The 24,673-nt window shown below is 38.1% G+C and carries 22 protein-coding genes and 5 tRNA genes; 25 read left to right on the top strand and 2 right to left on the bottom strand.

Annotated features, from left to right (window positions below; translation table 11 throughout):
• Positions 1-223 precede the first annotated feature (223 nt).
• On the bottom strand, positions 224-1,462 hold the full coding sequence (locus LGQ90_RS06725; protein ID WP_229339446.1) for an exo-beta-N-acetylmuramidase NamZ family protein: 1,239 nt from the start codon (positions 1,460-1,462) through the stop codon (positions 224-226).
• Positions 1,463-1,468: 6 nt separating this feature from the next.
• On the opposite strand from LGQ90_RS06725, the gene LGQ90_RS06720 reads away from it, so the two are divergent.
• The 9 genes from LGQ90_RS06720 to LGQ90_RS06680 all read left to right on the top strand — a co-directional run bounded on the left by LGQ90_RS06720 (position 1,469) and on the right by LGQ90_RS06680 (position 12,749).
• Positions 1,469-2,701, top strand: coding sequence for an ABC transporter permease (locus tag LGQ90_RS06720; RefSeq protein ID WP_229339444.1), 1,233 nt, complete (start codon positions 1,469-1,471; stop codon positions 2,699-2,701).
• Between the two features lie 84 nt (positions 2,702-2,785).
• Positions 2,786-3,766, top strand: coding sequence for a PLP-dependent cysteine synthase family protein (locus LGQ90_RS06715; protein WP_229339442.1), 981 nt, complete (start codon positions 2,786-2,788; stop codon positions 3,764-3,766).
• 45 nt (positions 3,767-3,811) lie between these two features.
• Positions 3,812-5,920, top strand: a complete 2,109-nt coding sequence (locus LGQ90_RS06710; RefSeq protein WP_229339440.1) for an amino acid carrier protein — start codon at positions 3,812-3,814, stop codon at positions 5,918-5,920.
• A 133-nt stretch (positions 5,921-6,053) separates the two neighbouring features.
• Complete coding sequence (locus LGQ90_RS06705; RefSeq protein ID WP_229339438.1) at positions 6,054-6,746, top strand: SGNH/GDSL hydrolase family protein; 693 nt, start codon at positions 6,054-6,056, stop codon at positions 6,744-6,746.
• A gap of 52 nt (positions 6,747-6,798) precedes the next feature.
• Entirely contained in the window at positions 6,799-8,082 is a 1,284-nt protein-coding gene (locus tag LGQ90_RS06700) for a DUF2851 family protein (RefSeq protein WP_229339436.1), read from the top strand.
• 9 nt (positions 8,083-8,091) lie between these two features.
• Positions 8,092-8,322, top strand: a complete 231-nt coding sequence (locus LGQ90_RS06695; protein ID WP_229339434.1) for a PspC domain-containing protein — start codon at positions 8,092-8,094, stop codon at positions 8,320-8,322.
• A 205-nt stretch (positions 8,323-8,527) separates the two neighbouring features.
• Complete coding sequence (locus LGQ90_RS06690; protein WP_229339432.1) at positions 8,528-10,615, top strand: amino acid carrier protein; 2,088 nt, start codon at positions 8,528-8,530, stop codon at positions 10,613-10,615.
• A gap of 13 nt (positions 10,616-10,628) precedes the next feature.
• A complete protein-coding gene (locus tag LGQ90_RS06685) occupies positions 10,629-11,492 on the top strand; it encodes a ComEA family DNA-binding protein (protein WP_229339430.1) in 864 nt (287 codons plus the stop codon).
• A gap of 90 nt (positions 11,493-11,582) precedes the next feature.
• Positions 11,583-12,749, top strand: a complete 1,167-nt coding sequence (locus LGQ90_RS06680) for an acyl-CoA dehydrogenase family protein (protein WP_229339428.1) — start codon at positions 11,583-11,585, stop codon at positions 12,747-12,749.
• A 50-nt stretch (positions 12,750-12,799) separates the two neighbouring features.
• Here LGQ90_RS06680 and LGQ90_RS06675 read toward each other — a convergent pair whose 3' ends face one another.
• Positions 12,800-13,669, bottom strand: coding sequence for an MBL fold metallo-hydrolase (locus LGQ90_RS06675; protein WP_229339426.1), 870 nt, complete (start codon positions 13,667-13,669; stop codon positions 12,800-12,802).
• A gap of 154 nt (positions 13,670-13,823) precedes the next feature.
• On the opposite strand from LGQ90_RS06675, the gene rpsU reads away from it, so the two are divergent.
• The 16 genes from rpsU (at position 13,824) to rpoB (ending at position 24,614) form a co-directional block, all read left to right on the top strand.
• Positions 13,824-14,018 carry a 30S ribosomal protein S21 gene (rpsU, locus tag LGQ90_RS06670; RefSeq protein WP_041250351.1) on the top strand — a complete coding sequence of 65 codons (195 nt, stop codon included), beginning with the start codon at positions 13,824-13,826 and terminating at the stop codon, positions 14,016-14,018.
• A 92-nt stretch (positions 14,019-14,110) separates the two neighbouring features.
• Positions 14,111-15,001 (top strand): tyrosine-type recombinase/integrase, encoded by an 891-nt coding sequence (locus LGQ90_RS06665; RefSeq protein ID WP_229339425.1) that lies wholly within the window; start codon positions 14,111-14,113, stop codon positions 14,999-15,001.
• A gap of 33 nt (positions 15,002-15,034) precedes the next feature.
• Positions 15,035-15,337, top strand: a complete 303-nt coding sequence (hpf, locus tag LGQ90_RS06660) for a ribosome hibernation-promoting factor, HPF/YfiA family (protein WP_229339423.1) — start codon at positions 15,035-15,037, stop codon at positions 15,335-15,337.
• Positions 15,338-15,440: 103 nt separating this feature from the next.
• A tRNA-Thr gene (locus tag LGQ90_RS06655) sits at positions 15,441-15,514 on the top strand.
• 201 nt (positions 15,515-15,715) lie between these two features.
• Positions 15,716-15,797: transfer RNA gene (locus tag LGQ90_RS06650), tRNA-Tyr, on the top strand.
• A gap of 140 nt (positions 15,798-15,937) precedes the next feature.
• Positions 15,938-16,010 (top strand) — tRNA-Gly (locus LGQ90_RS06645).
• A 240-nt stretch (positions 16,011-16,250) separates the two neighbouring features.
• Positions 16,251-16,322: transfer RNA gene (locus LGQ90_RS06640), tRNA-Thr, on the top strand.
• Positions 16,323-16,379: 57 nt separating this feature from the next.
• Positions 16,380-17,567, top strand: a complete 1,188-nt coding sequence (tuf, locus tag LGQ90_RS06635) for an elongation factor Tu (RefSeq protein ID WP_229339421.1) — start codon at positions 16,380-16,382, stop codon at positions 17,565-17,567.
• A 58-nt stretch (positions 17,568-17,625) separates the two neighbouring features.
• A tRNA-Trp gene (locus LGQ90_RS06630) sits at positions 17,626-17,698 on the top strand.
• Between the two features lie 18 nt (positions 17,699-17,716).
• The gene (secE, locus tag LGQ90_RS06625) at positions 17,717-17,914 is read left to right on the top strand and encodes a preprotein translocase subunit SecE (RefSeq protein WP_011710243.1); all 198 of its coding nucleotides are present in this window, start codon (positions 17,717-17,719) and stop codon (positions 17,912-17,914) included.
• An 11-nt stretch (positions 17,915-17,925) separates the two neighbouring features.
• The gene (nusG, locus tag LGQ90_RS06620) at positions 17,926-18,477 is read left to right on the top strand and encodes a transcription termination/antitermination protein NusG (RefSeq protein ID WP_041250350.1); all 552 of its coding nucleotides are present in this window, start codon (positions 17,926-17,928) and stop codon (positions 18,475-18,477) included.
• Between the two features lie 73 nt (positions 18,478-18,550).
• On the top strand, positions 18,551-18,988 hold the full coding sequence (gene rplK, locus LGQ90_RS06615; RefSeq protein WP_011710241.1) for a 50S ribosomal protein L11: 438 nt from the start codon (positions 18,551-18,553) through the stop codon (positions 18,986-18,988).
• 19 nt (positions 18,989-19,007) lie between these two features.
• Positions 19,008-19,706: a 50S ribosomal protein L1 gene (gene rplA, locus LGQ90_RS06610; RefSeq protein WP_229339419.1), complete on the top strand. Its 699-nt coding sequence runs from the start codon at positions 19,008-19,010 to the stop codon at positions 19,704-19,706.
• A 9-nt stretch (positions 19,707-19,715) separates the two neighbouring features.
• Positions 19,716-20,237, top strand: coding sequence for a 50S ribosomal protein L10 (gene rplJ / locus LGQ90_RS06605; protein WP_229339417.1), 522 nt, complete (start codon positions 19,716-19,718; stop codon positions 20,235-20,237).
• Positions 20,238-20,294: 57 nt separating this feature from the next.
• The gene (rplL, locus tag LGQ90_RS06600; protein WP_229339415.1) at positions 20,295-20,669 is read left to right on the top strand and encodes a 50S ribosomal protein L7/L12; all 375 of its coding nucleotides are present in this window, start codon (positions 20,295-20,297) and stop codon (positions 20,667-20,669) included.
• A 132-nt stretch (positions 20,670-20,801) separates the two neighbouring features.
• Positions 20,802-24,614, top strand: a complete 3,813-nt coding sequence (gene rpoB / locus LGQ90_RS06595) for a DNA-directed RNA polymerase subunit beta (RefSeq protein ID WP_229339413.1) — start codon at positions 20,802-20,804, stop codon at positions 24,612-24,614.
• The last annotated feature ends 59 nt before the right edge of the window (positions 24,615-24,673 follow it).

Here is a 24,673-nt window from a genome sequence, read left to right as displayed (position 1 = left end):
TATTTCAATAGTTTAAAAACATTTTACAATTTATTTTGACTTTTTCCATGGTCAGAAATAAAATATAAACTTGCTCCCAGTAGCGTAGTTGTTATTATGACGAGGCACCATATGATTTTAGACAGCACGCTAAGTTGGCTATTCAATACATGTAAGAACATTTTAATAGTGAAACCTATTACTAATAAAAGCAGGGCGCAGAAGAAAATTTCTCTCATATATCCTAATTATAAAGTAAGTATTGCTGTTTCTTATTTCGAAAGCTCTCCAATCCTTCTTGCCAACTATTTCTGATTTCCTGAAAGGAATTACCGTTTTCAATTTGTTCCTGAAGTTTTTCTGTTCCTGCCAATTTTGTAAAGAACGAATTAAAGAATTCAGACTTATTGTTAGTGCGATTATAGGCCTCGATGAGCCACTCCAAATTCAGAGAATCTAGTTTTTCTGAATTACTTAAATTTTTTCCATAGCAAGTTTTTCCAGAATGTTTGGGATATTTTGCTCCATCCATAGGTTCCGGAATATACGAGTAATTGTAAAATTCTTTATCTAAAAAAGGGGACCCAAAAACCTGAAACTGATTCGTAGTCCCGCGGCCGGCATTGACATTGGTGCCTTCAAAAAAACATAAACTGGGATAGAGGTTTATGGCTTTGTCGTTCGGCAGATTCGGCGATGGTTTTACCGGCAAGGAATATGCTTTGGAATAATCGTAATTTTCCATTTTCACTAATTTCAGTTCACATTGAATTCCATTTTTCAGCCATTTTTCACCATTGATCATCTGAGCATATTCAGCAATCGTCATTCCGTGGACTACAGGAACAGGATGCATACCCACAAAACTGCTATGCTCGGGTTCCAGGATAGGTCCATCTATATAATGTCCGTTGGGATTTGGCCTGTCCAAAATTAAAAGCGGAATATCATTCTCAGCACAGGCTTCCATTATATAATGTAAGGAAGAGATATAGGTGTAAAACCTGGCGCCTACATCCTGAATATCAAAGATCATCAGGTCAATATTATTGAGAGCTTGGGCAGTGGGTTTTTTGCTGTCGCCATAAAGCGAGACCACAGGAAGCCCCGTTTTGGTATCTATACCATTCTTTACGATTTCACCGGCATCAGCAGTTCCCCGAAAACCATGTTCCGGAGCAAAAACTTTTTCGATCTTAATATTCAAACTTAGTAATGAATCTACCAGGTGGGTATAATTGCCTTTTTCAGTCTTGATGATCGAAGTTTGATTGCCTACGATCCCTATATTTTTATTTTTCAGAAGAGGCAGATATTCTTCAGTTCTGCTTGCTCCCGTAATTATTTCTGCCGAGGCAGGTTCCGGTATTTTCGTTTCCGTAACTTTTTCTGATGTAGGATCAGATTGCTTGTGCGTGTTTCCGCAGGAAAGAGTTCCGATAAGAAAGAATAAAAATGTACTTTTGAGCAACCTCTTAATCATAGGATATTGAATTTCGAGTATTTCGTTGTAAAGCGTCTAATCAGCGCTAAAAAATATAAAAGTAGCATATCTGCACCTATAATAAAAATAGCGATCACGGCGATTGCTATTGGTGTTATCATGATGCTTGTATCCTTTGCTACCGGCCTGGGTCTACAGGAAAAAATAAGGGATAAGATCGCTGCTTTCAACGGGCACATTAATATTTCCAGTTACGATAATAATAGCTCAAAGGTATCTTTGATTCCCGTATCAAAAGATCAGGATTTTTATCCGGAATTTACTACCGTAGAGGGAATAAAGCATATTCAGGCGGTTGCTACTAAATTCGGGGTCATAAGAATCGAAGAAGATTTTGAAGGAATTATCGTAAAAGGAGTTGGAGACGATTATAACTGGGATTACTTCGAAGAATTTTTGACGGCTGGGAAACTTCCCGATTTTTCTAATAACCTGAATGATGAGATCCTTATTTCACAATATCTGGCTAACCGGCTTCAATTAGAGGTTGGAGATAAAGTTCCAACCTATTTTCTGCGGGAAAATAGTGAGCGTCCATTGGCAAGAGGTTTTGAGATCACCGGTATTTATGAATCAGGATTTCAGGAATTTGATGAACTTTATCTCATTGCCGATATCAGGCATATTCAGCGTATCAATAATTGGGAAGACGATCAGGTAGGAAATTTTGAGGTTTTTGTGGAAGATTTTGATGAACTGGATCAAAAAGGAAATGAAGTTTATGAGAATACAGGATCTTTTCTGGACACCCAAACCATAAGTCAGAAGTACTATTCGATATTTGAATGGTTATCTCTTTTTGATTTTAATATTGCTCTTATTATTGGAATTATGATCCTGGTAGCGGGGATCAATATGATCACGGCCCTGCTGGTGTTGATATTAGAACGTACCCAGATGATCGGAATTTTAAAAGCGCTTGGTGCGGGAGACTGGGGAATCAGGAAAATATTTCTTTATAATGCCGGGTACCTGATTATCCTGGGATTGTTCTGGGGTAATTTAATAGGAATAGGAATTTTAGCGCTTCAGAAATATTTTAAATTAATCCCTTTAGATCCACGTACTTATTATGTAACTGAAGTCCCTATTTATCTCAACTGGGATTATATACTTGCCGTGAACCTGGGAACATTACTCCTTTGCATGTTAATGCTTTTGATCCCTTCCGTGATCATTTCAAAAATATCTCCGGTAAAAGCAATTAAGTTCGAATAAAAATTGCCGACCAAAATATAAGCATCTGTAATCCTTGGTTTAAGGCTGCAGGATTTTTTACATTTGCACTCTTAAAAATTGAAAATGGAATACGCTGAAAATATATTAGGTACAATTGGAAATACTCCACTGGTTAAGATGAACAAGATCGTGGAGGAGATAGATGCACTGGTACTTGCAAAATATGAAACATTTAATCCCGGGAATTCTGTTAAAGATCGCATGGCGGTGAAGATGGTTGAAGATGCTGAAAGAAAAGGTTGGTTAAAACCTGGAGGAACTATTATTGAAGGTACTTCAGGAAATACAGGGATGGGCCTTGCCCTGGTAGCCATTGTAAAGGGTTATAAAATGATCTGTGTTTTAAGTGATAAGCAGAGTAAGGAAAAGATGGATATTCTTAAGGCAGTTGGAAGTGAAGTGATCGTTTGTCCTACTGATGTTGAGCCGGATGATCCTCGTTCTTATTATTCAACTTCAAAAAGACTGGCAGAAGAAACTCCAAATTCCTGGTATGTTAATCAGTATGACAACCTTGCAAATCGTGAGGCTCATTATGAAACTACCGGTCCCGAGATATGGAAACAGACAGATGGAAAAGTAACTCATTTTGTGGTTGGAGTAGGAACCGGTGGAACTATTTCTGGCGTTGGAAAATATTTAAAAGAGAAAAATCCAAATATTAAAGTTTGGGGAATCGATACCTACGGATCTGTTTTTAAGAAATATCACGAAACCGGAGTTTTCGATGAAAAAGAAATCTACCCTTATGTGACTGAAGGTATTGGAGAAGATATCCTTCCGAAGAATGTAGATTTTAGTGTCATTGATGGTTTTACCAAGGTTACTGATAAGGATGCGGCTGTATATACTCAAAAGCTGTCTAAAGAAGAAGGTTTTTTTCTGGGAAATAGTGCAGGTGCAGCAGCAAAAGGATTACTTCAGTTAAAAGAACATTTTAAGAAGGATGATGTGGTGGTAGTGCTTTTTCACGATCATGGAAGCCGATATGTTGGTAAAATGTACAATGATGAGTGGATGAGAAAAATGGGATACATAGATTAAATTCTGAAAGTGTACTTTCTATAATTTTAATGAAAAATATTTTATATGGTAAAGAATTCATGGTTATTAACCAGTCTATTCTTAATATTAACTCTTATTGTAAATGCTCAAAATGAGGAAAAGAAAGCCTCAGATCTGGAGGTTTCTCTAAAGCTTATCAACCCCACCCAGGAGATCAATGATGGCGAGACTCGTGTAAAAGTTCAGGGAGGTCAGCCACCTTACCAGTTTAAATGGAGCAAACAAAGTGTTGCTCTTGATTCTAAAAAAGCTCAGGGTCTTATAGAAGGTCTTGATTATTCAGTTACCGTTACAGATTCTGAAGGTAATACCGTTAAGAAGGATTTTAGCATAAAAGCGAATTCAATTACCGAAATATTCAATAGTAAAGTACAGCCTGCCGTAGATTTTTTGGGCAATATCCTTTTCTGGGATCCTTTTGCAGCAATTGGGATCTATGATCCGGTAGTTTATACAGATCAGAAGGAAATCCCGATTCCAAGTTGGGATGCGACGACCAATAACTCCTACTCTCTCGCGAAATGGCTGGTGAAGGAAGGGACTTCTGTTTCTGAAGGAGATAAAATAGCTGTAGTTCAAAGTGATGCAGGGGAAGAGATTGATGTTTATTCCGATGCTTCGGGACAAGTGTCTTACCTGGTTAAGGAAGGTGGTGAGATCTTTGATCCCAACGATAAAGAAGATGTCATCGAGCAAAATGCTCATATGATCGCTCAGGTTAAATATGACGATCCACAACCTTTACACCACCCAAATGGAGATGTTAGAAAAAATGCGATTCCATTTATAGTTATCTGGCTAATTCTTGGAAGTATCTTTTTTACCCTAAGACTTGGCTTTGTAAATATCCGGGGATTCAAACATTCCATTCAACTGGCCAAAGGAAAATTTGATAATCCGGATGCTCCGGGAACCATTACTCATTTCCAGGCCATGGCTACCGCAGTTTCTGCTACCGTGGGTCTGGGTAATATTGCCGGGGTAGCCGTGGCGATTTCTCTTGGAGGTGCAGGGGCAACATTCTGGATGTTTACCGCCGGATTTTTTGCAATGTCTCTGAAGTTTACAGAATGTACATTGGGGGTTAAGTATCGTAAGATAAATGAAGACGGAAGAATTTTTGGAGGACCAATGAATTATCTACGGTATGGTCTGGAGAAAAGAAACATGAAAGGCCTGGGTAAATTTCTTGCAGGCTTATTTGCCGTACTAGGTGTTGGAGCCTCATTTGGGGGCGGAAATATGATTCAGTCTAATCAAGCATTTAAAATTGTTTCTGAACAGCTCCCTTTTTTAGAGGGACAGGGCTTTTGGTTCGGAATTGTTTTTGCACTTCTTGTAGGAGCTGTAATTCTTGGAGGTATAAATAGTATTGCCCGCGTAACCGGTAAGGTGGTTCCCGTAATGGCAATAATATATATCCTGGGATGTGCGGTGGTAATTGGAGTTAATATTGAAAATATTGGGGGAGCTTTTTCTGCGATCTATAATGGAGCTTTATCAGCCAGTGCTATGAAAGGTGGATTTATAGGAGTGCTTATCATCGGTCTCCAGCGGGCTGCATTCTCAAGTGAAGCCGGGGTTGGTTCAGCAGCGATTGCACATAGTGCTACCAAAACTGAGAACCCTATAGCAGACGGATTTACCTCCCTGGTTGAGCCTTTTATAGATACTATGGTGGTTTGTACCATGACCGCTTTGGTTCTTATTTTTACCGGAATGCACGAAGTTGATGGAGGTATGCAGGGGGTAGAATTAACTGCAGACGCTTTTGGGAGTGTGATCTCCTGGTTTCCTGCGGTACTTGCTTTAGCAGTATTCTTATTCGCTTTTTCCACGATGGTATCCTGGTCTTATTATGGAATGAGATCCTGGACCTATTTATTTGGACAAAGTAAAAAATCTGAAATTATATATAAAGTTCTATTCCTTTTATTTGTGGTAGTTGGAGCATCAGTAAGTCTTGGAGCAGTTCTAAGTTTTTCCGATATGATGATCCTGGCCATGTCATTTCCTAATATAATAGGTCTTTATATAATGTCTTCTGAAGTAAGAGGGGACATGAATGTTTACTGGCAAAAATTGAAGAATGGCGAATTATTTATAAATCCTAAATTCAGGGATGCGGCATAATTCGAAATTTTTAAGAATTTTAAAAAACTCTTCCAGCATACGGAAGAGTTTTTTTGCTAAGAAAAGGCTAAACTCAATCTAAAAATTTCAGGATAATTTCAAATATGTTATTTTCAGGCCTCAAAAGATAATTATGAAAAAAATCTACTTTCTGTTTTTAAGCCTTATTCTTTTTTCCTGTAGCTCTACCGTAGATGTTCGGGATAATGAAGAGCCTGCTGAACCAAATTATTCTTACCTCGCTCTGGGAGATTCCTATACTATAGGAGAGAGTGTGGTAGAGACAGAGCGCTGGCCGGTACAATTGGCAGAGCAGCTTAGAGCTAGAGGCTATAAAATGGCAGCTCCTAAAATTATCGCCAAGACGGGCTGGACCACCGAAGATCTTCTGAGAGGAATGGAAAACGAATTAAATATTCAGCGGGACTTTGATCTAGTTTCTATCCTTATAGGTGTAAATAATCAATACCAGGGTAAACCGGCCACCGAATATGAGGAAGACCTCAGGACGATCTTCCGAAAGGCGATAAACCATTCAAAAACTATGGAAAAGGGAGTTTTTGCCCTAAGTATTCCAGATTACGGTTACACTCCTTTTGGATCTTCAAATCAGGAAGAGATCAGTGCAGAGATAGACAGGTTTAATGAGATTTTTAGAAGGGTAGCCAATGAATTCAATGTCCCTTTTTATAATATCACTCCTATTTCCCGCGATGCAGAAAATAATCCTGATCTGGTTGCCAGCGACGGGCTTCATCCCAGCGGTTTAATGTATCAATATTGGGTAGATCAGATAGTGAATCAGGTGGCAGATAAATTACCTTAATTAAATTCTTTAGCCTCTAATTATCAATTGTTTAAATTGATATATTTGAAAGGTGAGAGAGGATTTTTTATATCATTTATGGAAGTTCCGAAAATATGATACTGAAGCTCTAAAAACTTCAGAAAGGCAGCTATTAAAAATACTCCATCCCGGTTTCCAGAATGAATTAGCGGGACCAGATTTTTTCAATGCAAAAATACAAATAGGCGAGCAGCTCTGGGCAGGAAATGTAGAGATGCACTTAAAATCTTCAGACTGGTATGCGCATCAGCATGAAAAAGATCCAGCCTACGATAATGTGATACTTCATGTGGTCTGGGAACACGATGTTGAAATATACCGTAACGATCGTTCTATTATTCCCACGCTCATTTTGAATGATAAAGTTGATGATAGCATTCTTGAAACCTACAAAAGTCTTCTAGAAAAAGACCATTTTAAGTTGAATTGTGAAAAGGACTTTGGAAATTTTTCTGAATTTCAAATACAACATTGGTTAGAGCGCATGTTCTTTGAACGGCTGGAAAAGAAATCAGATCTTATTCTAGATCTTTTAAGGAAAACAGGAAATAACTGGGATGCAGTTTTATTTATTATGCTTTCCAGAAGTTTTGGCTCGAAAGTGAATGCTGAAGCTTTTATGAACATGGCGCTTAATTTGGATTTTAAGCTTGTGCAGAAATTATCTGGGAATCAGTTTTCACTGGAGGCTCTTTTTTTAGGACAGGCCGGTATTATTAAGAATGTAGATCAATACGGTCTTGATCTGGAGAAAGAATATATTTATTTAAAACATAAATTTTCCCTGGAAAATGAATTTCTCGAATCTCCGCAATTTTTCAGGTTAAGACCTGATAATTTTCCTACCATACGACTGGCCCAACTTGCTTCTGTATATTCTAAAAGAAAGAGCATTTTTCAGGATATAATGTATTCAAAAGACGTACAGTCAATTAAAGATCTGTTTAAATTGAATATTTCCCCGTATTGGAAATGCCATTATAACTTTGGAAAAACTCAACTAAAAAAGGATAAAAAGCTGAGTTCTTCATTTCTAGACCTTATCATAATAAATTGTATCATCCCCATAAAGCATAGTTATTTTCAGTTTATCGAGGAAAAGGATGAACAATCTCTTCAGGATCTTATAAATGAAATAAAATCTGAGAAGAATACAGTGATAGAGCTTTTTAATACATTACGCCCCAATACGGCAGTTACAGCCATGCATTCACAGGGATTGCTGCAGTTAAAGACGGAATATTGCAATGCTAACAAATGCTTGCAATGTGAATTGGGTGCTTCTTTATTAAGAAAATCACCCAAATACAATTAAATTTGTGGCATGACGACTTTTGTTTCCAATATTAGATATTATCTGGAAAAGCATGGTTTTTACGTTTCCACACGGCTTGCTGATAAACTGGGGATGCGGGCTAAAAGTGTGAGATTATTTTTTATATACGCATCATTCTTCACCATGGGAGTTGGTTTTATAGTATATCTTACCCTCGCCTTCTGGTTAAAATTAAAGGATCTAATCTATACAAAGCGAACTTCGGTATTTGATCTTTAAATTTTAGACCTAGAAGACCGGAATATTTTTAAGGCTTAAAGAAGTACAATTAAATTTAAAATATCAGAGCTAAATTCCTTTTAAAGATCTGTATTATTTTTAACAAGAAATTCACAATTTAACGGCTAAAAGTTTGAAATAGCCTAATTTTTTAGCATATTCACCCGCTGAAAATTTAACTTCAAATAAATAACTTCAATTCTATATGAGAAAGTATTTGCTTTCAATGTTCTTTTTATTTTCAATTTTTGGATTGTCTGCACAAGAACTAGATGTAAAGGCCAAAGTAGGTAATCCTTCAAAAGTGATTAATAATGGGTTCATCGAACTAGATGTAACCGGAGGAACTCCTCCTTATCAGTACAAGTGGTCTAATCAGGGCACCAAGCTTGAATCTAACCGAACGGAGGGTCTTACTGAAGGTATTCCTTATAGTGTTGTAGTTAGTGACAGCCAGGGGAATTCTGTGGAGAAAGAATATCAGGTAGATGCTGAAGCAATCACAGAGCACTTTAATGGAACATTTGCTCCAATTGTTGCAAGTATGGGAAGTGTTCTTTTCTGGGATCCATTTTCAGCAATGGGAATTTACGATCCCGTGGTTTATGCCGATCTTAAGAGAGTAGAAGCACCGCAATTTGATCCACAGGAAACTTCAAGATTTGTTCTTGAAGAATGGTTGGTTGATGAAGGGCAACATGTGAATGAGGGCGATCCTATTGCTATAGTTTCTAAGAATGGTCAGAGCGTAACTGTAAATGCAAATGCAGATGGTAACCTGAAGCATTTCCTTGAAGAAGGAGAGGTTATTTATAATTCAGAAAACAAGCAACACGTAATTGAGCAGGGAGCACAGTATTTCGCAGCGATCGAATATGATGAGCCTATAGCTCTCTTGCATCCTAATGGTGATCCGCAACAAAAGAGTATACCCTTTATTGTAGTATGGTTAGTACTTGGGGCATTATTCTTTACGATTCGTTTAGGATTTATCAATATTAGAGGATTTAAGCATGCTCTTGAACTTGCAAAAGGTAAGTATGATGATCCAAACGCACCTGGACAGGTAACTCACTTCCAGGCGTTGGCTACAGCCGTTTCTGGTACCGTAGGGCTGGGTAATATTGCGGGAGTAGCAGTTGCTATTTCTTTAGGTGGAGCCGGAGCAACTATGTGGATGATCCTTGCAGGTTTGCTGGGGATGTCCTCGAAATTTGTTGAATGTACCCTGGGTGTAAAATATAGATTTATCAATTCTGAAGGACGGGTGTTTGGTGGTCCAATGAACTACCTTAGATACGGTCTTGAAAAGAGAAATAAAAGAGGTTTAGGTAAATTCCTGGCTGCTTTTTTTGCTATTCTGGCAATTGGAGCTTCCTTTGGTGGTGGTAACATGTTCCAGGCAAATCAGTCATTTTCGATTTTAGCAGGAGAATTTCCAATGCTAGTTGGAAATGGATTCTGGTTCGGGATAGTGGTAGCAGTACTTGTAGGTATTGTTATTATTGGTGGTATTAGCAGTATTGCCAAGGTGACCGGAAAGATTGTGCCTATTATGGCAGCAGTATATGTTCTTGGAGCACTTATAGTTATTGGAGTGAATATTGAAAATATAGGACCTGCATTTACTGCAATCTGGGATGGGGCATTTAGTCCCAGTGCCTTAAAAGGTGGTATAATCGGGGTCTTAATAGTTGGATTCCAACGTGCTGCCTTCTCGAATGAAGCTGGTGTTGGATCTGCGGCGATAGCCCACAGTGCGGCGAAAACGAATCATCCGCCATCTGAAGGATTTGTGGCCTTATTAGAGCCATTTATCGATACGGTTGTAGTGTGTACGCTTACGGCATTGGTGCTTATTTTTACAGGAATGCATGAAGTTGAAGGTGTTGGAGGGGTTGAGCTTACTTCAACTGCTTTTGGTAGTGTGATCTCCTGGTTCCCTTATGTACTGGCAACCGCGGTATTCCTTTTCGCATTCTCTACTATGATTTCCTGGTCTTACTATGGAATGAGAGCGTGGACGTATTTGTTTGGAAAGAGTAAGAAAAATGAGATTATCTACAAATCACTTTTCCTTATTTTTGTAGTGGTTGGTGCTTCCGTAAGTTTGGGAGCGGTACTGGATTTCTCGGATATGATGATACTTGCGATGTCTTTCCCTAATATTATAGGATTATACTTTATGATTGGAGAGGTTAGTAATGACCTAAAAGAATACTCGCACAGACTTAAAGCAGGTGAATTATTTCACAAACCTGAAAAAAGTAAAAAAGCAGAGGCCGCTTCTTAGGTCCTTCTAAATAATGAAATTTTTAAGATCCCATTTTGCGCTTTCAAAAGGTCAGCAAAATGGGATTTTTGTTTTAGTGCTGTTAATTATTGGTTTCCAGATATTCTTATTTCTGAATTTTCCGTCTGAAGCTCAGCCTATGATAGATCAAAGTAGAATTGATAAGTTTCAGAAAAAACTGGATTCCTTAAATCAAAATTCTATCAAAAGAAAGGATACTATCTATCCTTTCAATCCAAATTATATTTCAGATTTTAAGGGTTATCAGCTGGGGATGAGTATTGAGGAAATAGATCGACTGCTAGCGTATAGAGCATCCGGAAAATGGATGAATTCTGCGGAAGATTTTCAGAAGATTACAGGCATTTCAGATAGCCTGTTGTTAAAGATCAGTCCGTCTTTTCGTTTTCCTGAATGGACTCAAAAGCTAAATTCAGTAAAAATTCAGTCTACAACATCTGCCCCTGCAGAAATTAATATTCTTGATCTTAATTCAGTAAATGCTGAAGATTTAAAAGTAGTTAATGGAATTGGGGAAGTGCTTTCCCAAAGAATTATAAAATATAGAAATAGTATAGGAGGTTTCCTTTCTCTTATTCAGCTAAAAGATGTGTATGGCCTTACTCCGGAAGTTGTAGAACGAATTGATCAAAAGTTTGACCTGCTTTCCAGGCCTGATGTAACTATAAAGAATCTCAATTTGATTAATGAGGAGGAGCTGGCTGAAATACCTTATTTTAACAGCAAAATAGCTAAAGAAATTATTACCTATCGCAAACTTCATGAGGGGATTTCTTCATTTGAAGAATTAGCAAAAATCAACGCTTTTCCTTACGATAAAATTGATAGAATTAAATTATATTTGGCCATAGAGTAATTTTTGGGAAATTTTCGTACCCAAATTCACAATAATATAATTAGGAAGTGCTGTATCAAATGTTGATAGCAGCTTTAATATAATATAGAAATGAGCAGATATTTTACAGAGGAACATGATTTATTCAGGAAAAGTTTTCAGGAATTTTTGCAGAAAGAAGTCGTACCTCATATAGAAAAATGGGAAGAGACGGGAACCATAGAACGTTTTATATGGAAGAAATTCGGTGAAATGGGTTATTTCGGTCTCAACCAACCGGAGGAATATGGGGGAATGGGACTGGATCTATTTTATACGGTGATATTTCTTGAAGAACTACAGAAAATTAACTCTGGAGGTTTTGCCGCGGCCATGTGGGCTCATGCATATTTGGCAATGACCCATTTGAAAGTAGAGGCAGACCATGATCTCAAGGAAAAATATCTTACTCCGGCTATTGAAGGGGAGAAGATAGGTTGTCTTTGTATTTCTGAGCCCTTTGGAGGGTCAGATGTGGCAGGGATGAAAACAACTGCTGTGAAAAAAGGTGATAAGTACGTAATAAACGGCTCCAAGACTTTTATAACCAATGGTGTCTACGCAGACTTTTATGTAGTGGCTGCTAAAACTGCTCCAGAGAAAGGTAATAAAGGGATGAGTATTTTTCTGGTGGATAAAGAATTTAAAGGCATCTCTGCAACCAAATTGAATAAATTAGGATGGAGAGCTTCAGATACGGCAGAACTCGCTTTCGATAATGTTGAAATTCCTGCAGAATATCTTTTAGGTGAAGAGGGAAAAGGCTTCAACTATATCATGCAGCATTTTGCGATGGAAAGATTGATCATGGGGATCAACGCCCATGCGAGATCTGAATTTGCATTGGATTATGCAATGGGTTATATGAAAGAGCGTGAGGCTTTTGGAAAAACCTTAGATAAGTTTCAGGTTCTAAGACATTCTCTTGCTGAGATGGTTAGTGAGGTGGAAGTTATTAAGGAATTTAATTATGCCACTGCCCAAAGGCTGAATGATGGAGAATATGTAGTTAAAGAAGCTAGTATGTCTAAATTATTAGCTACTAAAATATCAGATGAGGTAATGTACAAATGCCTTCAGATGCTTGGAGGTTATGGTTATATGGAAGATTATCCTATGGCCAGATTGTTTAGAGATAGCAGGCTGGGGCCAATTGGAGGTGGAACTTCTGAAATCCTGAAAGAGATTATCGCCAAAATGGTGATCGATCAAAAGGAATATAAACCTGCTGCAGAATAAGAATTTTGGTAAGAATTATTTAATAAAGACCCTGGACATAGTGTTCGGGGTTATTTATTTAAACTATCATAAACCGTTTTTCTGATTTTGGGTCCGGTTATAAAAAAATCTTTGGAGGCTTCATCAGTATAGAATTCACTGGTGAGATCCTCATTATTGATAATCTCAGATTCAGAACTTCCGGCATCCATGGCTTTCTGAATATTCTTCCGGATTTTTTCCAGCATTTTTAAATAAGCTTCATAATCTGAATAGCTGGCAACCTCCCCGTGCCCCGGTATGATCTTAGTCTTATTATTAATCATGGATAATCCGGTTCGCGCTGCTTCTATATCTCCATCAATACTTCCGCCGCTATTAAGATCGATATATGGGAACATTCCGTTAAAGAAAGTGTCGCCTGTATGTAAAACATTGCTTTGCGGGAAATAGATCAAAGCATCTCCATCTGTATGTGCATTATGTACATGTGCCACCACAATATCATTTCCGTTTATATGAAGATTCATCTTGTCGTTAAAAGTAACAATGGGTAAGCCGCTGGTTTTGGTAGTATCTGCTTTTAGTCTTTTTCTAACGTTTTCATGAGCAAAGATAAGGGTGCCATCTTCCTGGAAATTAGAATTTCCTCCAGTATGATCGCCATGATGATGAGAATTTACCAGGAATTTTACCGGGTGATCGCTCAGAGTTTTTAATTTGCTTTTAATTTTATCACTTAGTGCAGGAAACTGATCGTCTATCATGAAGATACCATCTTTACCAATAAGCACTCCTATATTTCCTCCGGCGCCTTTAAGCATGTAAACATTTTCGTTTACCGGAATGATTTTGATCTCTACCTCTTCCATATTCTGAAAAGCGAAAAGGGGAGAACTGAATAGTATAAATACGATGAATAATATCCTGACTGGTCTCATAATTTGTTGTTTAATATTAGCCTAATTTACAGAAAAGAATTGTTGATGAATTTAAACAAAGCTTTCAGGATGAAATAAATAATAAAATGATTGGGAGTTTATATAAATACTTTATCTTTGCAGCCGATTCCAAAAGAGAGGAGGTTATGACACTATGTTAATTATACCAGTTAAAGACGGAGAAAATATAGATAGAGCTCTTAAGCGTTTCAAGCGAAAGTTTGATAAGACCGGAACTATGCGCCAGCTAAGAGATCGTCAGCATTTTACAAAACCATCTGTAGAGCGTAGAGCTCAAGTTCAGAAAGCTGAATACATTCAGCATCTGAGAGACGCAGAAGATATCTAGTAAATTTACTAGACGATTGTAAAATCAGTCGACAATATTTAAGACTGTTGATAGGCTAAAGTTTACTAACTTTGTTTATCAACAGTTTTTTTATGCCCTTTTCTGCTTTTCTTGATTACCTGGAACTTGAGAAAAAATACTCGGTTCATACTATTACCGCGTATAAGGCAGACCTTTGTGAATTTCAAAGTTTTATAGAGAATACCTTCGAGCAAAAAAGTGTGGAGGAGGTGAACTATCCTCAAATTAGAAGCTGGATCGTTGAGCTTTCTGAAGCTAGAATCTCAAACCGAACTATCAACAGGAAAATATCTTCTTTAAAAGCTTATTATCGTTTTCTTCTTAAAACAGAACAAATTGAACTTTCTCCGCTAACAAAGCATAAAGCTTTAAAAACACCTAAAAAAATACAAATTCCCTTTTCTGAAGATGAGATCGTGCGGGTCCTTGAGAGAATAGATGATTCAACCTTCGAAGGAATCAGGGATAGATTGATAGTGGAATTATTTTATTCCACAGGTATTAGGAGGATTGAATTGATCAATATTAAACTCCCGGATCTAGATCTCGAAAAAGGGGTGTTGAAAGTATTGGGAAAGAGAAATAAGGAAAGATATATTCCATTGATATCTTCTGTAAAAGAAACTGCTGCTAAATATCTTGAGTTTAGAAGTGAAGACGGAGGATTGCCTAATTCAGGTTATCTTTTTTTGACTTCCCGAGGTGATAAAATCTATGAAAGTTTTGTTTATAGACTTATAAATAATTATTTTAGTGAGGTGTCTGGGAAACTAAAAAAGAGTCCGCATATCTTGCGACATTCGTTTGCCACTCATTTATTGAACCAGGGAGCCAATTTAAATGCGGTAAAAGAATTGTTGGGTCACTCCAGTTTGGCAGCGACTCAGGTCTACACTCACAACAGCATTGCCGAATTGAGTAAAATACACCAAAATGCTCATCCCCGGAACAATAAGAATTAACTTAATCTCTTGTTTAATTAAATTCTACTGGATATGAAAATGAATCTGCAGTCTGTAAACTTCAATGCCGATCAAAAATTAATCGACTTCACTCAAAAGAAACTGGATAAACTGGATACTTATTTTGATAAGATTATTCATGCCGATGTATTTTTTAAAGTTCAAAATACAAGTGCAAAGGATAATAAGATCACAGAAATCTTGCTTAGTATACCCGGTGGAGAGATTATAGTTAAAAAAACCTGCAATAAATTTGAAGCATGTGTAGATGAATGTGTTAGTTCACTACAAAGGCAATTGATTAAAAAGAAGGAAAAAATGAGCGCACATGTTTAGCTAATTTTTTTCAAAATTATTTTTTGATAAAGGAATAATTTATATACATTTGCAGTCCGTTAGAAATAGCGGACTTTTTTATGCTGAAAAAGCAGCGTAAAAGGCCGATGTAGCTCAGCTGGCTAGAGCAGCTGATTTGTAATCAGCAGGTCGTGGGTTCGAGTCCCTCCATCGGCTCTTGAAATACTGGAATTACCAAAATTTTGGAGAAAATTTAAATTTTAAAACCTTAAGGTTGAAAAAGTTAAAAAATAATCCTTTGAAATTTTAAAAAATGCTTTGGATGGTGCTTCAAATTTGCTTTAATTTGCAGCCGTTTTAAAAACCATCAGAAGCTTAGCTGTTTCAGCTATGGTTCTATGAAATAGTGGTAAAATTGGGGAGATACTCAAGCGGCCAACGAGGGCAGACTGTAAATCTGCTGACTACGTCTTCGCAGGTTCGAATCCTGCTCTCCCCACTAAGATTTTAAAATAAGCTGGCGTCAAAAGCTCGCTTTTGAAAGACAGTGTTTTTAAAATCGAAGTTTGGGGTCACCCAAACTGGATCATCGAGCTTTTGCGAGATAATCCAAATAGATGTAGATCTAAATATGGTAATGCGGGAGTAGCTCAGTTGGTAGAGCGTCAGCCTTCCAAGCTGAATGTCGCCGGTTCGAACCCGGTCTCCCGCTCAAAAGCGAAAATGTCTCATGCTGAAAAGCGTGATCTTTTTGCTCTAATAAATTGAATCAGGATATCCCCCGGTTATTAGATTAGAAGAAAGTTAAAGTTTTGTGTTTTAAATTTCTTTTGTTAGTCTGTAAAAAGTGATCCAAATTGGGTTATATCGGCAACATTACCTCAGTCCTGATCTTATCCATAAACCCCGTGTTGGTTTATGGTTATCGCTGTTTAAAACAGTCAATTGTCTGGCCGACGTAGCTCAGGGGTAGAGCGTTTCCTTGGTAAGGAAGAGGTCATGGGTTCAATTCCCATCGTTGGCTCTAGTTTTGTATAAAATTGAACACTAATATATAACTAAGATTAAATAAGTATTAATTATGGCAAAGGAAACTTACGATCGTTCCAAACCGCACCTAAATATTGGTACAATTGGACACGTAGATCACGGAAAAACTACATTAACAGCTGCTATTACTAAAGTAATGGCTGATGCTGGATATTCAGAAGCTAGTGCGTTTGATCAAATTGACAACGCTCCAGAAGAAAAAGAAAGAGGTATTACAATTAACTCTTCTCACGTTGAGTATTCAACAGAGAAGCGTCACTATGCACACGTTGACTGTCCTGGTCACGCCGATTACGTAAAGAACATGGTAACTGGTGCTGCTCAGATGGATGGTGCTATTCTTGTTGTTGCTGCGACTGATGGTCCTATGCCACAAACTCGTGAGCACATCCTTCTTGGACGTCAGGTTGGTATTCCAAGAATCGTTGTATTCTTAAATAAAGTTGACCTTGTTGATGATGAGGAACTTCTTGAACTAGTTGAAATGGAAGTAAGAGATCTTCTTTCTTTCTACGAGTATGATGGTGATAATGGTCCTGTAATTTCAGGTTCTGCACTTGGAGCTCTTGAAGGTGATGAGAAATGGTCTAAGACTGTTCTTGATCTTATGGAAGCGGTTGATACTTGGATTGAGCTTCCACAGCGTGATGTTGATAAGCCTTTCTTGATGCCTATCGAAGATGTATTCTCTATTACTGGTCGTGGTACTGTTGCAACTGGACGTATCGAAACTGGTGTTGCTAATACTGGAGATCCTGTAGAGATCATTGGTATGGGAGCTGGAAAACTTACTTCTACTATTACTGGAGTTGAAATGTTCCGTAAGATTCTTGATAGAGGTGAAGCTGGTGATAACGTTGGTATCCTTCTAAGAGGTATTGAAAAGACTCAGATCTCTAGAGGTATGGTAATTACTAAGCCAGGATCTGTAACTCCTCACGCAAAATTCAAAGCAGAGGTTTATATCCTTAAGAAAGAAGAAGGTGGACGTCACACTCCATTCCATAACAACTACCGTCCTCAGTTCTACGTACGTACAACTGATGTTACAGGAACAATTAACCTTCCTGATGGTGTAGAAATGGTAATGCCTGGTGATAACCTTACTATTACAGTAGAGCTTATCCAGCCAATCGCAATGAATACAGGACTACGTTTCGCTATACGTGAAGGTGGTAGAACTGTAGGTGCTGGTCAGGTAACTGAAATTCTAGATTAAGAATTATCTTAATATAAAAAGGTATCCCGTGAAGAGCGGGATACCTTCACTTATATTTACGGGTTTAGCTCAGTTGGTAGAGCACTGGTCTCCAAAACCAGGTGTCGGGAGTTCGAGCCTCTCAACCCGTGCAAATATCTTTTTATAAAATGGCAGGAATTGTTAATTACATATCAGAATCATATAACGAGTTAAGAAACCACGTTACCTGGACAAGCTGGTCTGAAGCTCAAAGGCTAACAGTTATTGTTGCAGTATTCTCGATTATTTTTTCATTGGCTATTTGGGGTGTCGATACGCTTTTTAGTGGAGCGATTGAGCAGTACTTCGAATGGGTTAAATCATAATTAAGATAGCTATGGCAGAAGCAAAAGAGAAAAAGTGGTATGTGGTTCGTGCCGTTAGCGGACAGGAGAATAAGGTTAAAGATTATATTGAAAAAGAGATCGAATACCTGGGGCTTCAAGACGCCATAGATCAGGTTCTTGTTCCTACCGAAAAGGTGATTCAAATTCGTAACGGTAAGAAGGTAAACAAAGAAAGAGTCTATTTTCCTGGTTATGTAATGATTCAGGCAAATATTGGGGGAGAGATTCCTCATATTATAAAAGGAATAAACGGAGTTATTGGGTTTTTAGGTGAAACAAAAGGAGGAGATCCTGTGCCGCTTAGAAAATCTGAAGTGAATAGAATGTTAGGAAAGGTAGATGAGCTTTCTGTGAAAGCTGATAATGTTGCGATTCCGTTCACAATTGGTGAAACTATTAAAGTTATTGACGGACCGTTCAATGGATTTAATGGTACTGTAGAGAAGATTAATGAAGAAAAGCGTAAGCTGGAGGTAATGGTTAAGATTTTCGGAAGAAAAACACCATTGGAACTAAGCTATATGCAAGTAGAAAAAGTATAATAATAACTGTTACATATTTTTTGATTGTTTTTTAAGCTTCCACTCAATAAACGATCATTTAAAAATTTGAAAAATGGCAAAAGAAGTAAGTAAAGTTGTAAAACTACAAGTTCGCGGAGGTGCTGCTAACCCATCACCACCAGTTGGACCTGCTTTAGGTGCTGCCGGGGTAAACATCATGGAATTCTGTAAGCAATTCAATGGTAGAACTCAGGATAAGCAAGGAAAGGTACTTCCAGTTGCAATTACTGTTTATAAGGATAAGTCTTTTGATTTTGTTATCAAGACTCCACCTGCAGCAGTACAATTGATGGAAGCGGCTAAGACTAAAAAAGGTTCTGGTGAACCGAACAGAAAAAAAGTAGCTAGTGTTTCTTGGGATCAGGTTAAAGCGATTGCAGAAGACAAGATGCAGGATCTTAATGCATTTACTGTAGAGTCTGCAATGAAAATGGTTGCCGGAACAGCTCGTTCGATGGGAATAACTGTAAAAGGTGATGCACCGTTTTAATCCAAAAAGAAATTAAAAAATGGCAAAATTAACTAAAAAGCAAAAAGAAGCTCAGTCTAAGATTGAGAACGGCAAGACTTATACAGTCGCCGAAGCTTCAGCTTTGATAAAAGAAGTTACCAACGCAAATTTTGATGCTTCTGTGGATTTGGCGGTTCGTTTGAACGTAGATCCTAGAAAAGCAAATCAGATGGTAAGAGGTGTGGTAACACTTCCTCACGGAACTGGTAAAGACGTTAAAGTTTTGGCTCTTGTGACTCCAGATAAGGAAGAAGAGGCTAAAGAAGCTGGTGCCGATTACGTTGGATTGGATGAATACCTTGATAAGATTAAAGGAGGCTGGACAGATGTTGATGTGATCATCACTATGCCTAGCGTTATGGGTAAACTTGGACCACTAGGACGTGTTCTTGGACCAAGAGGTTTAATGCCTAACCCTAAAACTGGTACTGTAACTATGGATATCGCTAAAGCGGTTTCAGATGTGAAAGCTGGTAAAATTGACTTTAAGGTAGATAAGCACGGAATTGTGCATGCTGGAGTTGGAAAAGCATCTTTTGATGCTGAGAAAATTGCAGGTAACGCAAAGGAATTATTAACTACGCTGGTAAAATTGAAACCTCAGGCAGCTAAAGGTGTTTATATAAAGAGTATTTATATGTCAAGCACTATGAGCCCGAGTGTAGCAATAGATACTAAAAGGTTTACTGAGCAATAATTTAAGATTATGACAAGAGAAGAAAAAGCACAAGTTATAGAAGCTTTAACTGCCCAGTTAGCCGATACTCAAACTATCTATCTAGCTGATATTTCTGGCCTTGACGCTGGAAGTACTTCGAACTTACGTAGAGCTTGTTTTAAAGCAAACGTTAAGTTGGCGGTAGTTAAAAATACATTGCTTGCTAAAGCTATGGAAGCTGCTGAAAAAGATTTCGGTGATCTTCCTACAGTTTTAAAAGGCAATACCTCAATCATGCTTTCTGAAACCGGAAATGCTCCGGCGAAAGTAATTAAGGAATTTAGAAAGAAATCTGAGAAACCTTTACTTAAAGGAGCTTTTGTAGAAGAAGCTATTTATGTAGGTGATGACTATCTTGATACACTTGTTAATATCAAGTCTAAAGAAGAAGTTATCGGGGATATCGTTGGATTACTTCAATCTCCTGCTAAAAATGTTGTTTCTGCACTTAAATCAGGTGGTGGAAAACTTGCAGGAATCCTTAAAACCCTTTCAGAAAAAGAGGGATAAAATAGTACGCACTTTTTAACAATTATAAATTAAAGAACTTTTTAAAAACGATAGAAAATGGCAGATTTAAAAGATTTCGCAGAACAATTAGTTAATCTTACTGTAAAAGAAGTAAACGAATTAGCTGATATTTTAAAAGAAGAATATGGTATCGAGCCTGCTGCTGCTGCAGTAGCTGTTGCTGGTGGTGCTGCCGCTGGTGGTGAAGAAGCTGAAGAACAAACTGAATTTGATGTTATTCTTACTGCTCCAGGAGGATCTAAATTAGCTGTAGTTAAACTTGTAAAAGAACTTACAGGATTAGGTCTTAAAGATGCTAAAGAATTAGTAGACAATGCTCCAAAACCAGTAAAAGAAGGAGTAGCAAAAGACGAAGCAGAAGCTCTTAAAAAGCAATTAGAAGAAGCAGGAGCTGAGGTTGAGCTTAAATAAGCTTAACACAAGCAATATTATTTAGGTTTAGACCTCAGGATTCACTCCTGGAGGTCTAAACCATTTTGCGTATATAGAACTTAAGTTCAAAAATCGCAGTTTTTTATATATAAATTATAATCCCGTCCATTGATGTTAGCAAAGCAAACTGAAAGATTGAGTTTCTCTTCTGTTAAGAACAAGCCTGCTTATCCGGACTTTCTGGATCTGCAGATTAAGTCTTTTCAGGACTTCTTTCAATTAGAGACAAAATCAGAAGAACGGGGAAATGAAGGTCTTTACAACACCTTCCTAGAAAACTTCCCCATTACGGACACCCGTAATCAATTTGTACTAGAATTCTTAGATTATTTTGTGGACCCGCCGAGGTATTCCATTCAGGAGTGTATTGAACGCGGATTGACCTACAGTGTGCCACTTAAGGCTAGACTTAAGTTATACTGTACCGACCCTGAACACGAAGATTTTGAAACCATCGTACAGGACGTATACCTGGGAACTATCCCTTATATGACACCTAGCGGAACTTTCTGCATCAACGGTGCCGAGCGAGTAGTAGTTTCTCAGCTACACCGTTCACCGGGGGTTTTCTTTGGACAGTCTTTCCATGCTAATGGAACTAAATTATATTCTGCCCGTGTAATTCCTTTTAAAGGATCATGGATTGAATTTGCTACCGATATTAACAGCGTTATGTACGCGTATATCGATCGTAAGAAAAAATTACCTGTTACTACTCTTTTCCGTGCTATCGGGTTCGAGCGTGATAAGGATATCCTGGAGATCTTTGACCTTGCTGAAGAGGTTAAAGTTTCTAAGACAGGACTTAAAAAGTACCTTGGACGTAAACTTGCGGCAAGAGTGCTTAATACATGGTATGAAGATTTCGTAGATGAAGATACTGGTGAAGTTGTTTCTATTGAGCGTAACGAGATCGTTCTGGACCGTGATACAGAATTAGAAAAAGATCACATAGAAGAAATTCTTGAGACCGGAAGTAAGACTATCCTTCTTCATAAAGAGGATAACCAAACCGGTGATTATGCGATCATTCATAATACATTGCAAAAAGATCCTACCAACTCTGAAAAAGAAGCGGTAGAACATATTTATCGTCAGCTTCGTAATGCTGAACCGCCAGATGAGGAAACTGCTCGTGGAATTATCGACAAGCTTTTCTTCTCAGATCAGCGTTACAGCCTTGGAGAAGTTGGTAGATATAGAATGAACAAAAAGCTTGGTCTTGATGTTGAAATGGATAAGCAAGTGCTTACCAAATTAGACATTATCACTATTGTTAAATATTTAATTGAGCTTATTAACTCTAAAGCTGAGATTGATGATATTGATCACTTATCTAACCGTCGTGTTAGAACTGTAGGTGAGCAGTTATCTCAGCAGTTCGGTGTTGGTCTTGCCCGTATGGCAAGAACGATCCGTGAGAGAATGAACGTTCGTGATAACGAGGTGTTTACTCCAATAGATTTGATCAACGCGAAGACATTGTCTTCTGTGATCAATTCGTTCTTTGGAACCAACCAGTTATCTCAGTTCATGGACCAGACCAACCCTCTTGCAGAGATCACGCACAAGCGTAGACTTTCGGCATTAGGACCAGGAGGTCTTTCAAGAGAAAGAGCAGGTTTCGAGGTACGTGATGTTCACTATACTCACTACGGAAGACTTTGTCCTATTGAAACTCCTGAAGGTCCGAACATTGGTTTGATCTCTTCACTTTCTGTATATGCAAAAGTGAACGGAATGGGATTCATTGAAACACCATACCGTACAGTAACCGATGGTAAGATAAACACTTCTGAAGAGCCTATTTATTTAAGTGCTGAGGAAGAAGAAGGTAAGAAGATAGCTCAGGCTAACATTCCATTAAAAGATGATGGTACCATAGATACAGATCGTGTAATTGCACGAATGGAAGGTGACTTCCCGGTTGTAGATCCTAAGGAGATACATTATACCGATGTTGCTCCAAACCAGATCTCGTCTATTTCGGCTTCATTAATTCCATTTTTGGAACATGATGATGCTAACCGTGCATTGATGGGATCAAACATGATGCGTCAGGCAGTACCACTTTTAAGAACTGATTCTCCTATCGTTGGAACAGGACTAGAAAGACAGGTTGCTACAGATTCTAGAGTATTGATCAATGCTGAAGGAGAAGGAGAAGTAGAATATGTAGATGCTAATAAGATTGTAATTAAGTACGATCGTACGGAAGAGGAGAGAATGGTAAGTTTTGATGATGATTCAAAATCTTACAACCTTATCAAATTCCGTAAGACGAACCAGGGAACCTGTATCAACCTGAAGCCAATCGTAAGTGTAGGGGACAGAGTTACAAAAGGACAGGTACTTTGTCAGGGATATGCTACTGAAGCAGGTGAACTTGCACTAGGTAGAAACATGAAGGTTGCCTTCATGCCCTGGAAAGGTTACAACTTTGAGGATGCGATTGTAATTTCAGAGAAAGTGGTAAGAGATGATATTTTCACCTCTATCCATATAGATGAATACTCTCTTGAAGTTAGAGATACAAAACTGGGTAACGAAGAACTGACGAATGATATTCCTAACGTTTCAGAAGAGGCTACTAAAGACCTTGATGAGCATGGAATGATTAGAGTTGGTGCTGAAGTGAAGCCTGGTGATATTCTTATCGGTAAGATCACTCCTAAGGGAGAAAGCGATCCAACTCCGGAAGAAAAACTTCTACGTGCGATCTTTGGTGACAAGGCAGGTGATGTAAAAGATGCTTCTTTAAAAGCTTCTCCATCATTAAGTGGTGTTGTTATCAATAAGAAATTGTTTGCAAGAGCAATTAAAGACAAGCGTAAGAGAGCTCAAGATAAAGAAGATGTTGCAGCATTAGAGAAAAAGTATGACGCTAAGTTTGCGAATCTAAAAGCAGAATTGGTTGAAAAACTTTTCACTATCATCGGTGGTAAAACAGCTCAGGGAGTGCAGAATGACCTGGGTGAAGAAATAATGCCAAAAGGTAAGAAGTACACGCTGAAGATGTTGAACGCTGTAGACGATTATACTCACTTAACAACGGGTACATGGACTACAGATGATCACCTTAATGAACTTGTTGCAGATCTTATACATAATTATAAAATCAAGGAAAACGATCTTCAGGGTAACCTAAGAAGAGAGAAATTCACCATTTCTGTTGGAGATGAACTTCCATCAGGAATTCTTAAACTGGCTAAGGTTTACATCGCTAAGAAGCGTAAACTTAAAGTAGGGGATAAGATGGCAGGACGTCACGGTAACAAAGGTATTGTTGCCAGAATCGTTCGTCAGGAAGATATGCCATTCCTTGAAGACGGAACTCCGGTTGATATCGTGTTGAACCCACTTGGGGTACCATCACGTATGAACATCGGTCAGATCTACGAAACAGTTCTTGGATGGGCTGGTCAGAAAAACGGGAAGAAATATGCGACTCCAATTTTTGACGGTGCAACTATCGATGAGATCAATGATCTTACAGATAAAGCAGGTATTCCAAGATACGGTCATACTTATCTGTATGATGGTGGAACCGGAATGAGATTTGACCAACGTGCAACTGTTGGTGTGATTTACATGCTTAAGTTAGGTCATATGATCGACGATAAGATGCACGCCAGATCTATTGGACCATACTCACTTATTACTCAGCAGCCGCTTGGTGGTAAGGCACAATTCGGTGGTCAGAGATTTGGAGAGATGGAGGTTTGGGCTCTTGAAGCTTACGGAGCATCTAGTACTCTAAGAGAAATTCTAACGGTGAAGTCTGATGACGTGATCGGTAGAGCTAAGACTTATGAGGCTATTGTTAAAGGTGAGCCAATGCCAGAACCTGGACTACCAGAATCTTTCAACGTACTTATGCACGAATTGAAAGGTCTTGGATTGGATATAAAACTTGAAGAATAACATTCTGTTGATCGGGGCTGTTCATTCAGCCCCAATTAAACGGAATATTCACAATAATT

Origin of the sequence: Christiangramia sediminis (genome assembly GCF_020552705.1) — a bacterium.
In the GTDB taxonomy this organism is placed as follows: Bacteria; Bacteroidota; Bacteroidia; order Flavobacteriales; family Flavobacteriaceae; genus Christiangramia; species Christiangramia sediminis.
Note: the sequence above shows the minus strand (reverse complement) of the source record. Positions and strands in the feature narration are given on the sequence as shown.

Coding starts and splice junctions, on each gene's coding strand:
- rplJ (WP_229339417.1), top strand. CDS start 19,716: ATGACAAGAGAAGAAAAAGCACAAGTTATAGAAGCTTTAACTGCCCAG.
- LGQ90_RS06715 (WP_229339442.1), top strand. CDS start 2,786: ATGGAATACGCTGAAAATATATTAGGTACAATTGGAAATACTCCACTG.
- rpoB (WP_229339413.1), top strand. CDS start 20,802: ATGTTAGCAAAGCAAACTGAAAGATTGAGTTTCTCTTCTGTTAAGAAC.
- LGQ90_RS06695 (WP_229339434.1), top strand. CDS start 8,092: ATGACGACTTTTGTTTCCAATATTAGATATTATCTGGAAAAGCATGGT.
- secE (WP_011710243.1), top strand. CDS start 17,717: ATGGCAGGAATTGTTAATTACATATCAGAATCATATAACGAGTTAAGA.
- LGQ90_RS06705 (WP_229339438.1), top strand. CDS start 6,054: ATGAAAAAAATCTACTTTCTGTTTTTAAGCCTTATTCTTTTTTCCTGT.
- LGQ90_RS06675 (WP_229339426.1), bottom strand. CDS start 13,669: ATGAGACCAGTCAGGATATTATTCATCGTATTTATACTATTCAGTTCT.
- rplA (WP_229339419.1), top strand. CDS start 19,008: ATGGCAAAATTAACTAAAAAGCAAAAAGAAGCTCAGTCTAAGATTGAG.
- nusG (WP_041250350.1), top strand. CDS start 17,926: ATGGCAGAAGCAAAAGAGAAAAAGTGGTATGTGGTTCGTGCCGTTAGC.
- LGQ90_RS06725 (WP_229339446.1), bottom strand. CDS start 1,462: ATGATTAAGAGGTTGCTCAAAAGTACATTTTTATTCTTTCTTATCGGA.
- LGQ90_RS06710 (WP_229339440.1), top strand. CDS start 3,812: ATGGTAAAGAATTCATGGTTATTAACCAGTCTATTCTTAATATTAACT.
- LGQ90_RS06690 (WP_229339432.1), top strand. CDS start 8,528: ATGAGAAAGTATTTGCTTTCAATGTTCTTTTTATTTTCAATTTTTGGA.
- LGQ90_RS06665 (WP_229339425.1), top strand. CDS start 14,111: ATGCCCTTTTCTGCTTTTCTTGATTACCTGGAACTTGAGAAAAAATAC.
- LGQ90_RS06680 (WP_229339428.1), top strand. CDS start 11,583: ATGAGCAGATATTTTACAGAGGAACATGATTTATTCAGGAAAAGTTTT.
- tuf (WP_229339421.1), top strand. CDS start 16,380: ATGGCAAAGGAAACTTACGATCGTTCCAAACCGCACCTAAATATTGGT.
- hpf (WP_229339423.1), top strand. CDS start 15,035: ATGAAAATGAATCTGCAGTCTGTAAACTTCAATGCCGATCAAAAATTA.
- rplK (WP_011710241.1), top strand. CDS start 18,551: ATGGCAAAAGAAGTAAGTAAAGTTGTAAAACTACAAGTTCGCGGAGGT.
- rplL (WP_229339415.1), top strand. CDS start 20,295: ATGGCAGATTTAAAAGATTTCGCAGAACAATTAGTTAATCTTACTGTA.
- rpsU (WP_041250351.1), top strand. CDS start 13,824: ATGTTAATTATACCAGTTAAAGACGGAGAAAATATAGATAGAGCTCTT.
- LGQ90_RS06685 (WP_229339430.1), top strand. CDS start 10,629: ATGAAATTTTTAAGATCCCATTTTGCGCTTTCAAAAGGTCAGCAAAAT.